9 protein-coding genes and 1 tRNA gene are annotated in these 12791 nt (G+C 37.2%); 8 read left to right on the top strand and 2 right to left on the bottom strand.

Translation table 11 applies throughout. The features are described from left to right. The first annotated feature begins 32 nt into the window (after nucleotides 1-32). The 5 genes from NPX99_RS03995 (at nucleotide 33) to gltX (ending at nucleotide 6803) form a co-directional block, all read left to right on the top strand. Nucleotides 33-590 carry a DUF2059 domain-containing protein gene (locus NPX99_RS03995; RefSeq protein ID WP_269030613.1) on the top strand — a complete coding sequence of 186 codons (558 nt, stop codon included), beginning with the start codon at nucleotides 33-35 and terminating at the stop codon, nucleotides 588-590. Nucleotides 591-790: 200 nt separating this feature from the next. Next, nucleotides 791-2182 carry a glutathione-disulfide reductase gene (gene gor / locus NPX99_RS03990; protein ID WP_269030612.1) on the top strand — a complete coding sequence of 464 codons (1392 nt, stop codon included), beginning with the start codon at nucleotides 791-793 and terminating at the stop codon, nucleotides 2180-2182. A gap of 72 nt (nucleotides 2183-2254) precedes the next feature. Further along, nucleotides 2255-3634: a class II 3-deoxy-7-phosphoheptulonate synthase gene (locus tag NPX99_RS03985; protein ID WP_269030611.1), complete on the top strand. Its 1380-nt coding sequence runs from the start codon at nucleotides 2255-2257 to the stop codon at nucleotides 3632-3634. 117 nt (nucleotides 3635-3751) lie between these two features. Beyond that, nucleotides 3752-5413 carry an NAD+ synthase gene (locus tag NPX99_RS03980; RefSeq protein WP_269030610.1) on the top strand — a complete coding sequence of 554 codons (1662 nt, stop codon included), beginning with the start codon at nucleotides 3752-3754 and terminating at the stop codon, nucleotides 5411-5413. Between the two features lie 10 nt (nucleotides 5414-5423). Beyond that, nucleotides 5424-6803: a glutamate--tRNA ligase gene (gltX, locus tag NPX99_RS03975; RefSeq protein WP_269030609.1), complete on the top strand. Its 1380-nt coding sequence runs from the start codon at nucleotides 5424-5426 to the stop codon at nucleotides 6801-6803. A gap of 62 nt (nucleotides 6804-6865) precedes the next feature. On the opposite strand, the gene NPX99_RS03970 is transcribed toward gltX, so the two are convergent. Then, a complete protein-coding gene (locus NPX99_RS03970; protein WP_269030608.1) occupies nucleotides 6866-8269 on the bottom strand; it encodes a DEAD/DEAH box helicase in 1404 nt (467 codons plus the stop codon). Between the two features lie 148 nt (nucleotides 8270-8417). Next, the gene (locus tag NPX99_RS03965) at nucleotides 8418-9191 is read right to left on the bottom strand and encodes an NAD kinase (RefSeq protein WP_269030607.1); all 774 of its coding nucleotides are present in this window, start codon (nucleotides 9189-9191) and stop codon (nucleotides 8418-8420) included. A 253-nt stretch (nucleotides 9192-9444) separates the two neighbouring features. Here NPX99_RS03965 and NPX99_RS03960 point away from each other — a divergent pair. The 3 genes from NPX99_RS03960 (at nucleotide 9445) to NPX99_RS03950 (ending at nucleotide 12714) form a co-directional block, all read left to right on the top strand. Continuing rightward, nucleotides 9445-9521: transfer RNA gene (locus NPX99_RS03960), tRNA-Arg, on the top strand. Nucleotides 9522-10460: 939 nt separating this feature from the next. Then, complete coding sequence (hutH, locus tag NPX99_RS03955; protein WP_269030606.1) at nucleotides 10461-11999, top strand: histidine ammonia-lyase; 1539 nt, start codon at nucleotides 10461-10463, stop codon at nucleotides 11997-11999. Between the two features lie 346 nt (nucleotides 12000-12345). Then, complete coding sequence (locus NPX99_RS03950; RefSeq protein WP_269030605.1) at nucleotides 12346-12714, top strand: hypothetical protein; 369 nt, start codon at nucleotides 12346-12348, stop codon at nucleotides 12712-12714. Nucleotides 12715-12791: the final 77 nt, after the last annotated feature.

Below are 12791 nucleotides of genomic sequence, written 5' to 3'. Positions count from 1 at the left end.
GAATTATAATTAATTATCGGGATAATCATTAAATGAAAACAATATTTTCTTTTCAGCGTTTTGTCGTATATTTAGGTGTCGTTGCCGTTTTACTTATGAATATTGGAATGGTTTATGCGCAAGGTGTGAGCGATCAACATTTAGATTTAGCTAGAAAGGCTATACGTGCCATTCATGCAACTGATCAATTTGATAATTTTTTACCGAATGCAGCAGATGATCTCAAAAATGAACTCATCAGGGATGACCCTAATTTAGCAACTGCTATTTCTGATATTGTTGACAAGCAAGCACTTGCTTTGGCTAAACGGCGTTCTAATTTAGAGAAAGAGATTGCCCATGTTTATGCAAAATATTTCACGCAAAAAGAGCTTGATGCAATAACGGCATTCTACAATTCTGATACCGGTAAGAAGTTTCTGACAGAGGTTCCCAATATTGCACGTGATGCTTATGCTACATTCGATACATGGCGTTCTGCGCTTATGCAGGATCTTATAAAAAATGTAAAAAAAGAGATGTCTGAAACACTTAATTTGAACAATTCCATTGCACCTAATAAATCAAGCTCTCCAGAAAAGCAAAAATAGTTGGATTGGCATTATAACAATTGTGCGATTTTGAGTTTATTTAGAAAAAAAACGGCGGGTTTTCCGCCGTTTTTAATAAAAAGAGGTTTTTTAAAGGAGAGTGCTGTGTAGAAAAAAGAGTACTTGGAAACAAAAAGGTCTTTCATTTTGTTATAAATGACCATAGCCTATTGTTGCAGACATGTGAGAAGGAATAGTTCGTGAGATCTTTTGACTTTGATTTGTTCGTTATTGGAAGTGGTTCTGGTGGAGTGCGTGCTGCACGCCTTACTGGAGGTCTTGGAAAGCGTGTTGCTATCGCAGAAGAATATCGGATAGGGGGAACTTGTGTTATTCGTGGTTGTGTTCCTAAGAAATTGTATGTTTATGCTTCACAATACGCAAGAGAGTTTAGGAAGAGCGTTGGTTTTGGATGGGAATACGCTAACCCAGTTTTTAGTTGGAAAAAATTAGTTGCAGCTAAAAATGAAGAAATAACAAGATTAGAAGGGCTTTATCGCAAGGGCTTGCAAAATAATAATGTTCATATTTATGAAAGCCGTGCGGTTTTTGTGGATGATCATACATTAGAGCTTACAGGAACAGGCAAACGGGTCAGCGCAGAAAAGATTTTAATCGCAACGGGGGCAAAAATTGCGCCAAACACGGCTATCAGAGGCAGTAATTTTTGTCTTACTTCTAATGAAATTTTTGATCTTGATGAGCTTCCAAAATCAATAGTCATCGTTGGTGGTGGGTATATTGGTGTTGAATTTGCGAACATTTTTCATGAATTAGGTGTGAAAACAACATTAATTCATCGTGGTGATTTAATCCTTCGTAACTTTGACTATGATTTGCGACAGTTGCTTCATAATGCAATGGTTGAAAAAGGGATTTCTATTATTTATGGGGCGATAGTTTCCAAAGTACAAGCGAGTGAAAATTGTTATGACGTTGTTTTATCAAATGGACAAACGATCACGACCGATCAGGTTATGTTGGCAACGGGGCGTGTGCCAAATACAACAGGTTTAGGGCTTGAACGGGCTGGTGTTAAAGTGAATGAATTGGGTGCCGTTATTGTTGATGAAAGAATGACAACAAACATACCTCACATTTGGGCTGTTGGTGATGTCACAGGTCATATTCAATTGACACCTGTTGCGATTCATGATGCAATGTGTTTCGTGAAGACTGCGTTTGAAAATATCCCTACTGCACCTGATTATGATCTGATCACAACAGCGGTTTTCTCACAGCCAGAGATTGGAACGGTTGGTTTATCAGAAGAAGAAGCACGCCATCGTTATAAGCATCTTGAGATTTATCGTACAGCTTTTCGTCCTATGCGTAATGCCCTTTCTGGAAGCTTAGAAAAAATGTTTATGAAGCTTATTGTGGATGGTGAAAGCCGGATTGTGGTAGGTGCTCATATTTTAGGGGAGAACGCTGGTGAGATGGCGCAGCTCATAGGGATATCTCTCAAGGGAAAGTTGACGAAGGATGTTTTTGATGAAACGATGGCAGTACATCCAACGATGGCAGAAGAGTTGGTAACAATGTATAAACCAAGTTATATCTATAAAAATGGAAAAAAAATAGAAAATTAAACAGACATATTGGGAAAATTGATAGATTTTTCAAGATAACAAACAGTGAGTATAAGCTCTGGAGAGAGTGTAATGATAAAAGAATGGGCGCCTGACTCTTGGCGAGCAAGGCCAATTAAACAAGTACCGAATTATCCGGATAAATCTATATTAGCAGATGTTGAGCGAAAGCTACGCAGCTATCCTCCTTTAGTTTTTGCCGGTGAAGCGCGTGATTTGAAAAATGAATTAGCAGCTGTTGCACAAGGCCAAGCTTTTTTATTGCAGGGTGGCGATTGCGCAGAAAGTTTTGCAGAACATGAAGCAGATAACATTCGTGATTTTTTTCGTGTATTTTTACAAATGGCGATTGTTTTAACTTTTGGTAATTCTAAACCCGTTGTTAAAATAGGTCGTATTGCTGGTCAATTTGCAAAGCCACGCTCTTCTGATACAGAAAGTAAAGGAGGGATTGAACTTCCTTCTTATCGGGGGGATATTATTAATGGCATTGAGTTTGAAGCGGATTCTCGTATTCCTGATCCACAACGAATGTCTATGGCTTATCGCCAATCTGCGGCAACGTTGAATCTGTTGCGTGCTTTTTCACAAGGGGGATATGCCAATTTAGAAAATGTTCATGCATGGATGTTAAGTTTTGTATCTAATAGTCCACAGGGCGCACGTTATGAGTTATTGGCAGAGCGTATTTCAGAAGCCATTGATTTCATGCGTTCTATAGGGATTACGTCAAAAACGAATTTTTCATTACGAGAGACATCTTTCTATACCAGCCATGAAGCACTTTTGCTTGGCTATGAAGAGGCTTTGACGCGGATTGATTCAACTTCTGGAAATTGGTACGCAACGTCTGGGCATATGTTATGGATTGGTGATCGTACACGTCAGATTGATCATGCTCATGTTGAATATTGCCGCGGTATTGAAAATCCACTTGGATTGAAGTGTGGTCCTTCTCTTGATCCTGATGAGCTTTTAAGATTAATCGATATTTTAAATCCTGAAAATGAACCGGGGCGATTGACACTTATTACACGTTTTGGTCATGATAAGGTCGAACAATACCTTCCTAAATTGATTCATGCCGTTGAGCGTGAGAAGCGTAAGGTGATATGGTCGTGCGATCCCATGCATGGTAATACGGTTACTGTAAATGGCTATAAAACACGCCCCTTTGATTATGTTTTAAAGGAGGTAGAAAAGTTTTTTTCCGTGCATTATGGGGAGGGAACTTATCCAGGAGGCATTCATATTGAAATGACGGGTCGTGATGTTACAGAATGTACAGGTGGAGCACACGCCATTTCTGTAGAAAATTTATCTGATCGCTATCATACACAGTGTGACCCACGGTTAAATGCAGATCAAGCATTAGAATTAGCCTTTCTTGTTGCGGAACTTCTTAAAAAAAATCGTCATGCTGATTCATTTGCTCTTGCAGCAAATAGTTAGACAAAAAATCGCATATATTTTTTGTTTCAACTGTTTATGGAAGAACATTAAAAAAGAAATATTTTTGATAATGAGCGGAGTTACGCTTACTAAACTGATGAAATGATACAAAGGCTTATGAAAAATGATTTTCGGGTAGCAATTGCCCAATTAAATCCTGTCGTTGGTGATATTGAAGGAAATTTTTCTCTTGCTATAATGGCGCATCAAAAAGCGAAGAAAGGGGGGGCTGATCTTGTTTTATTCACGGAGCTTTTTATCAGTGCTTATCCGCCGGAAGATCTTGTTCTCAAAGCTGCTTTTACCAAAGCATGTGAAGATGCTGTTGAAAAATTAGCAAAAGTAACAATAGGGGGACCAGGCATTATAATTGGTCTTCCTCTCAGGCGTTATAATAACATTTACAATGGTGCCATGCTTCTTGATGAAGGGAAGATCATTGCTGAAAGCTATAAGTTTGATTTACCTAATTATGCTGAATTTGATGAAAAGCGCCTATTTTCTCCTGGCCCACGCCCTGAGCCAATTCTCTATCGCGGGATAAAATTAGGAATAGTAATTTGTGAGGATATTTGGAATGATCCCTCTCTATGTGCAGAGCTTGGTGATAAAGGAGCTGAGATTATCCTTGCCCTTAATGGCTCTCCCTATTCTCGTAATAAAACATTAAAACGAATAGAGGTTGTTCGTGTGCAAGCGCTTCAATCGGGTAGACCTGTTATTTACGCTAATCAAGTTGGGGGGCAAGATGAACTCGTTTTTGATGGAGGCTCGTTTGCGTTAAATGGGCAAGGTAAAATGGTTTTTCAAATGAAACATTTTGAAAGCCAAATTGCTTTAACGCATTGGCAACGGAAAGCGACAGAATGGCAATGTATTTCTGGTCCAAATGAAAATCTTCTCAGTGGGTTCGCTGCTGATTATCAAGCCTGTGTTTTGGGTTTGAGAGATTATGTTCATAAAAACCGCTTTAAGGATGTCATTCTTGGACTTTCAGGAGGGATTGATTCAGCTCTTTGTACGGCAATGGCGGTGGATGCTCTTGGTACTGAGAGAGTTCGCACTGTAATGATGCCCTATCATTATACTTCACAAGAGTCATTGAAGGATGCTAAGGAGTGTGCGCATCTTTTAGGATGTCATTATGAAGTAATCCCAATTATGCAACCTGTTGAAGCTTTTTTGAAAACAATGGCGCCCGTTTTTTTAGGATTTCCTCCTGATGTTACAGAAGAAAATCTTCAAAGTCGTGTACGCGGCACCATCTTGATGGCGCTTTCCAATAAATTTGGCTCCATGGTGGTAACAACAGGCAATAAGTCAGAAATGGCTGTGGGATATGCAACACTTTATGGTGATATGAATGGAGGGTTTAATCCTCTTAAGGATATTTATAAAATGCAAGTTTATGCACTAGCAGAGTGGCGCAATGAAAACCACTTGCAAAATTTTGAAGGACCTGAAGGAATTGTTATTCCACAAAATATTATAGAAAAAGCGCCTTCCGCAGAGCTTCGGGAAAATCAAAAAGATGAAGATTCTCTTCCTCCATATCCTGTTCTGGATGATATCTTGCAATCTTTTGTAGAAAATGACATGAGCGTTTGTGATATTGTTAAACGTGGGTATTTGCGGGAAACGGTTGAGAAAATTGAACAGCTTCTTTATGGTGCAGAATACAAAAGACGACAATCTGCGCCTGGCGTAAAAATCAGTCATAAAAATTTCGGACGTGATCGTCGTTATCCCATTGTTAATCGTTTTCGCGATAGAAATTGAGCATTGTTTTATGATAAAAGTTCGTTTTGCACCCTCTCCAACAGGCTATATTCACATTGGTAATATTCGTATTGCCTTGTTCAACTGGCTTTACGCACAAGCGCATAATGGAGCCTTTATTTTGCGCTATGATGATACAGATATTGAACGCTCTCAACAGGAATATATTGATGCTATCTCAGTTGATCTTGAATGGCTTGGTATTCAACCAGATGAAATTTATTATCAATCTAAGCGTTTTAGCCGATATGATGAAGTTGCAGAAACACTCAAACAACGCGGTCTTCTTTATCCCTGTTATGAGACTGCAGAAGAGTTAGATCGACGCCGCAAGATCCAGCTTTCACGAAAATTGCCTCCCATTTATGATCGTTCTGCATTAAAATTGACACCAGAAGATAAAGAAGCATTTGAATCGCAAGGCCGTAAGCCTCACTGGCGTTTTCTTCTTCCTAATTTTGAAGATAATCCTTTACAAACAAAGCGAACAGAAATTTGCTGGGATGATGCAGTAAAAGGAAAGCAGACAATTGATTTATCCTCTCTTTCAGATCCTGTTTTAATTCGTGAAGATGGAAGCTACCTTTATACATTACCCTCTGTCGTAGATGATATAGATATGGCTGTGACACATATTATTCGTGGAGATGATCATATTACAAATACAGGCGCTCAGATTGCTCTTTTTAAAGCTCTGGGTGCAGCATTACCAGTTTTCGGCCATATTAATTTATTGGCGACAATTTTAGGAAAAGGGCTTTCAAAACGGGATAATGATCTTTCTATTCGTTCTCTACGAGAAGAAGGATTTGAATCTATAGTTGTTCAATGCCTTGCTGTTTTGATTGGGACATCGCAAAATGTGCATCCCTATCCTCATCAAGTAGCACTTTTAGAGCATTTTAATCTTCAGGAGACATCACGATCGGTTGCTAAGTTTGATATTGCTGATCTTTTGACTTTGAATAGTCATCTTGTTCACGCGTTGACCTATGAGGAGGTTAAAACGCGACTTCAAAATCTTTCTATTGATGGGGAAAAGGCGGAGTGTTTTTGGAAGGCGATAAGAGGCAATATTAACAAAGTAAATGATGCTATTTTGTGGTGGAAAATAATTCATGATGAACAGCACTTTGATATTGTAACTCCTGAGGATCGCGCATTTGTTCGTCAGTCAGTCAATTTTTTGCCTAAAGGTACATTGAATGATGAAAGTTGGAAAGTTTGGACGACCGTATTAAAAGAAAAAACCGGTCGTAGTGGGAAAGCTTTGTTCATGCCATTGCGCCAAGCCCTTACGGGGATGGACTATGGACCTGAAATGGGAAAGTTTTTACCGCTTTTGGGACGTGAGAAGATAATAGAAAGACTGATGCGTCAAGGAGAATGAAAAATCATTTTCAGAGAGCATTTTATTTGTTTTTTGCCCCATAAAGATAGCAAATTTCTGGACTAATTACGGATTTTTATGAGCATAAATGCTGGGATATTATCACCAAATCCAAGCAAGGGAGAGTCTTTGTTTTTTCGAAGGAAATGTTGTGCAGAAGGTTTTGCTTTATTATTTGCAGTTTGGATGTAATCTAGCTTATCGTTTTGCAAGGACTTTTTCGTTTGAATGGTACGCTCTTTGGAAGCCGTTTTCTTTGCTAATTTTGGAGATTTTTTCTTTAAAACGATTTTGTCTTCTTGATCATTGGTTGTTAAAGTAGAGAGATCTCCATTTAGCCATTCAATTTTTTCGTTGCTCATTTCTTCAATGGCGCTGATATATTTTTGGTCATCCTTTGTGACAATTGTGAAAGCTTTGCCGCTACGATTTGCACGTCCTGTACGACCAATTCGATGAATGTAGTCTTCGGCATGTGTAGGAACGTCATAGTTGAAAACATGACTTACTGCTGGGATATCGAGTCCACGGGCAGCAACATCAGAAGCAACAAGCAGTTTGAGTTTATTATTTTTAAAATCATTGAGTGTATTTGTACGTGAATACTGATCCATATCCCCATGTAGTGCGCCTACACTAAAATTATGTCTGACGAGGGATCTAAAAAGTTCAGAGATATCTTTCTTTCGATTACAAAAAATAATAGCATTTTTGAGTTCATCACCTTCATTGTGAATAAGTTCTCGTAAAACAGCTCTTTTATCCCATGACTTATTTCCAGATTTGACGAGGCGCTGTGTAATTGTTGTTGCTGTTGAGGATGCTTTTGTCACTTCAACAGAGACAGGAGAATGGAGAAATTGCTTTGTTAGTTTGGTAATTTCTGGTGCCATTGTTGCGGAAAAGAACAAAGTTTGACGCGTAAAAGGGGTGAGTTTACAGATACGTTCAATATCAGGAATAAATCCCATATCCAACATGCGATCAGCTTCATCAATAACAAGAATTTCAACACCCATCATCAGCAATTTACCGCGTTCAAAATGATCAAGCAGGCGTCCTGGTGTTGCTATAAGAACATCCGCTCCTCGTTCAAGTTTACGATCTTGCTGTTCAAAAGAAACGCCACCAATCAAAAGTGCAACATTCAAACGATGATTTATACCGTATTTATCAAAATTTTCTTCAACTTGGGCTGCCAGCTCTCGTGTCGGTTCTAAGATGAGAGTCCGAGGCATTCGTGCTCTTGCACGACCTTTTTCAAGGAGTGTGAGCATAGGCAAAACAAAAGAAGCTGTTTTTCCCGTTCCTGTTTGAGCGATTCCTAGAACATCTTTTCTTTGAAGTACATGGGGAATTGTCCCACTCTGAATAGGCGTTGGAACTGTATATCCTGCGGATTTTACTGCTTTAATAACCTTTGTCGAAAGACCTAAATCATCAAAACTCTTTAAAGATGGTATCATTTTTCTATCAATTGCTCTGTGATTTTAATTTCTCTATCCGAACTATCTATAAGATTAAGGAGTCTACTCTCTTTTAAGAGGGTTAAGGCGCTTTCACAAAAAAGTCAACTATAACAGCCATATACGTATAGGAGGTATAATACAATAATTAATAGCGAAATTGTTCTGATAAAATCCGTTCATCCCATGAATGGTTAGAGTCAAACAGGATTGAGGCTGTTACTTCTTTTGCTGTTGAAATAGTAACTGAATGGACAGATTTTACTTCAACATTATCGGCTGCGGCATTTACAGGGCGTTTGTCTGGTTCGAGCATATCAAAGCGTATTATTGCCGTATTGGGAAGCAATGCTCCATGCCAGCGACGAGGGCGAAAAGGACTAACAGGAGTGAGTGCCATAAGTGGGGCCATAAGGGGCAAAATAGGCCCTTGTGCTGATAAATTATAGGCAGTAGATCCTGCTGGTGTAGCAACAAGGATACCATCGCAACTTAACTGTTCCATACGTATATTGTTATCAATGCTAATACGAATTTTAGCTGCTTGATAAGATTGACGAAAGAGAGAGACCTCATTAATTGCTAGCGCTTCAATAGTTCCTTGACATTCAGCTTCTGCAATCATACGCAGAGGATGGATTTCTTTTTTATGCGCGGCTGCAATACGGGTTGGCAATTCTTGTTCGTGAAATTCATTCATAAGAAATCCTACAGAGCCTTGATTCATACCGTAAATAGGTTTTCCGGTATTCATAACGTCCCGTACCGTTTGTAACATTGTTCCATCGCCACCGATTGCAACAACAACATCAGCTTCTTTCAGGGAAAAATGACCGTAAACAGAGATTAATTTATGAGTAGCTCTGATAGCTTCCTCAGTTTCAGAGGAAATAAAATGAAAGCGGTTTGGTAATGTCATCATTAAGAATTATCCTGATATTCACAATTTATTTTTAGCGCATTTTGGAGGAATTTTGAAGCTGTATATAAAAGCCGTTTTTGTAAGAAAACAGATTATGTATAAAAAGTAATCTGTTTAAGCTAATGTATCAGAGCAGAAGAGCGCGAAAAGATTGTGTGAGGATATAAACCATAAACAAGTATTTTTAAAAGAATGCTAATTCTTCATTGAAGCTGAGAGTATGATCAGTTAAAAGGTCACTGTTCAGTTATACGCACCCGTAGCTCAGCTGGATAGAGCGCTGCCCTCCGAAGGCAGAGGTCACAGATTCGAATTCTGTCGGGTGCACCAAACTTTTCAATTTCATTTTATATCATGTGATATCTTATCTAAGAAAAGCAAAACTATTTTTTGTGAAGTAGTTATGGGTGATATTGATTCATTATGTACAGATAAACAAATGATGTTAGCGAATTAATTTTTTTTGCTGTTTGTGTAATCTTTTTTTTCGCGTTCTTCGCATTTAGATAAAAATGAGCAATAAAAAATTTATCACGTAAAGCCATTTTATTTTATTACGTCAGAAATGGATTGAAATATAAGAACTGTATTTTGTTATCTACTTAAGAGAATATTTTATAAAAATATTCGTAAAACGGTATCGATTTATATTATTCATAATTTTTATTTACATGTTTTTTATAAATTTAATTATATAATTGAGCTTATCTATTTTTGGTACATTCCCATAACATTAATATAGAAAAATCTATAAATTTCAAATATGTATAACATATAAGTTTTTCATTATCATAACTGCTTCGTTAGATGATATATTATTTTAAATAAACTATTATTTATTAAGTAAAAAACTTAACAAAGTTACAATATATTGTATATTATTATATGAATTTTATTATTTTTTTATTTATACTTTAAATATTATTTTCTATTGCACATAAAAAATATTTATACTTGTAATAACTTAATCAAAAGGATTTCAAGTATTCTAAAAGGGAATTTGGAACACAGAAAATACGCAATAGATTTCTCAAACAATAAAAAGGCGGATCCTATCTCAAGCTGGGAAAGGATGCATAAAAGATTTTTCTGATAAAGTGGTGCTTAAAAAGGTAAATGCTTGATCTTGTTGTTATAATGAAAAAATAAGCAGAATTTATTTATCTGGAAGATTTTCATTTGTCTAAAGAGAGGCCATATCTTTTTTGTTTTATAGAAAGATCAAGAATGCTAAGTATTATACTTAATCTATAAAGAAGAAAGAAAATTATGACTATTATACTAAAACCGAGTGAGGTAACGCTTAGCGAACTTGAGACTATTTATTTCAATGGGGAAGTGAGCAAACTTCACAATGATACGCACTCCGTTATCAGGAAGGGAGCAGAACGCATTGCTGAAATTGCTGCTGGAAGTAAGCCAGTTTATGGCATCAACACTGGTTTTGGCAAATTGGCGTCGATTAAAATTGATGCAAATGATGTAGCTCTTTTACAAAGAAATCTTATTTTGTCACATTGTTGTGGTGTGGGAGAACCTTTAGCTGAAAATATAGTGCGTTTAATGATGACCCTGAAGCTTCTTTCTTTAGGGAGAGGGGCTTCCGGTGTTCGTTTAGAGTTAATACATTTGCTAGAAAATATGCTTGAGAAAGGCGTTATTCCTGTCATTCCTGAAAAGGGATCTGTTGGTGCATCAGGTGATCTTGCCCCACTTTCTCATATGGCTGCTGTGATGATGGGAGAGGGCGAAGCGTTCTTTCAAAATATGCGCATGAGTGGGGCGTCCGCTCTCAAGAAAGCAGGGTTATCTCCTATTATTTTAGAAGCAAAAGAAGGTCTAGCGCTTATCAATGGTACTCAAACATCAACCGCACTTGCTCTTGCTGGTCTTTTTCATAGTCATCGTGCATTGTGTGGTGGGCTTCTTGCGGGAGCATTAACAACAGATGCTATCATGGGATCAACGGCACCATTTCATTCTGATATTCATACTTTACGGGGCCATTATGGGCAGATTGCTATATCGCAAACATTAGAAAAGCTTTTAGAGGATTCAGGAATTCGAGCTGCACATTTGCGTGGTGATGATCGTGTACAAGATCCTTACTGTATACGTTGCCAACCACAGGTTATGGGTGCTTGCTTTGATATTCTTCTTGCAGCAGCAAAAACACTCATTATTGAAGCAAATGCGGTTACAGATAATCCGTTGATTTTAAGTGATGGTGAGGTTGTATCAGGTGGAAATTTTCATGCTGAACCTGTAGCATTTGCTGCCGATCAGATTGCTCTTGCTTTATGTGAAATAGGTTCTATTTCTCAAAGGCGTATTGCTCTTATGGTTGATCCAGCAGTCTCTTATGGACTTCCAGCTTTTTTAGCACAAAATGCGGGTCTTAATTCAGGTTTTATGATTGCTGAAGTAACTTCAGCTGCTTTAATGTCTGAAAATAAACAAATGGCACATCCTGCTTCAGTTGATTCAACGCCAACTTCAGCAAATCAGGAAGATCACGTTTCAATGGCTTGCCATGGTGCTCGTCGGTTATTAGCAATGAGTGAAAATCTTTTTATGATCATTGGCATTGAAACGCTTGTTGCAGCACAAGGGATCGAATATCGTGCACCTTTAAAAACAAGCTCTTTCTTGCAATCTGTTATGGAATATTTACGTAAAAATATTGACACTCTTAAGGAAGATCGCTATCTGGCTCCAGATCTTCATAAGGGGCACATTCTGGTGCGTGAAGGGTATTTATTATCTGTATTACCGGAAACAATTTTTCCTCAATTAGAACCAGAATAATACGGTTTTAAGACCAATAATAAAGAAGAGGTATTTGATTTTTGAATTCTCATAGATTTTCATAGAAAATTGAGAGAAAGCAAGAATATATTTGAATATTTAAAAAGATATGTGTCCAATTATTTTCTGAATATTGTATTTCATGGTTGGCTGATTTATCAATAAAAGCTAATATTTTAGAAACAGATTATTAGTATATTATAGATACGGAAATAAATTATAGTTTATCATTATACAAAGTTTATTATGTATAATTTTATAAAATAAAATTATTTATTATTTGTTCTTTTTATTTTTAAATGTTTTATAGTTTTATATTTTAAAAATTAAAACAAAGAGGAAACAAATGTTTAGAAATAGTATACTATGTATTTTAATAGCCGTTGTTTTTTTGTTTGCGCAAATTGTGGAGGTTAATGCGAATCTTTGGAAAAGGAGAACTCAAAGGGGCGTTTTTATTGCTATGGTAGCACAAGAGAAAGATATTCTTGTTCAGGTAAAAAAGAGAGCTGTTATGCGTATTTCAGATCAAAATGCCGGAGAAAATCGTAGATCTATTATTGGACAACAGATTGAAAAGGCTGTTTTTTCTGCAATCGTTTTTTTCCTTGGAAGACTAGCGTTTAAGGCGGTTAGAGTTCTTAAAAGATGGACTGGGGCTGCACTTTCTCAAGCCTTTGAAGATTGGCGCGATTCACTTTATCATTATCATTGAATAAATTTTTAATTGGTTTTAGAAGTTTATTCATACGTCATTGTTTATAGTTTGTGATTGTTATGAGCTCAAAAAGA

Source organism: Bartonella sp. 220B, assembly GCF_026930205.1.
Lineage (GTDB): Bacteria > Pseudomonadota > Alphaproteobacteria > Rhizobiales > Rhizobiaceae > Bartonella.
Note: the sequence above shows the minus strand (reverse complement) of the source record. Positions and strands in the feature narration are given on the sequence as shown.

Excerpts from the sequence above, each read along its gene's own strand:
- NPX99_RS03995 (WP_269030613.1), top strand. The coding sequence starts at position 33 with ATGAAAACAATATTTTCTTTTCAGCGTTTTGTCGTATATTTAGGTGTC.
- NPX99_RS03985 (WP_269030611.1), top strand. The coding sequence starts at position 2,255 with ATGATAAAAGAATGGGCGCCTGACTCTTGGCGAGCAAGGCCAATTAAA.
- NPX99_RS03980 (WP_269030610.1), top strand. The coding sequence starts at position 3,752 with ATGAAAAATGATTTTCGGGTAGCAATTGCCCAATTAAATCCTGTCGTT.
- gltX (WP_269030609.1), top strand. The coding sequence starts at position 5,424 with ATGATAAAAGTTCGTTTTGCACCCTCTCCAACAGGCTATATTCACATT.
- NPX99_RS03970 (WP_269030608.1), bottom strand. The coding sequence starts at position 8,269 with ATGATACCATCTTTAAAGAGTTTTGATGATTTAGGTCTTTCGACAAAG.
- NPX99_RS03965 (WP_269030607.1), bottom strand. The coding sequence starts at position 9,191 with ATGATGACATTACCAAACCGCTTTCATTTTATTTCCTCTGAAACTGAG.
- hutH (WP_269030606.1), top strand. The coding sequence starts at position 10,461 with ATGACTATTATACTAAAACCGAGTGAGGTAACGCTTAGCGAACTTGAG.
- NPX99_RS03950 (WP_269030605.1), top strand. The coding sequence starts at position 12,346 with ATGTTTAGAAATAGTATACTATGTATTTTAATAGCCGTTGTTTTTTTG.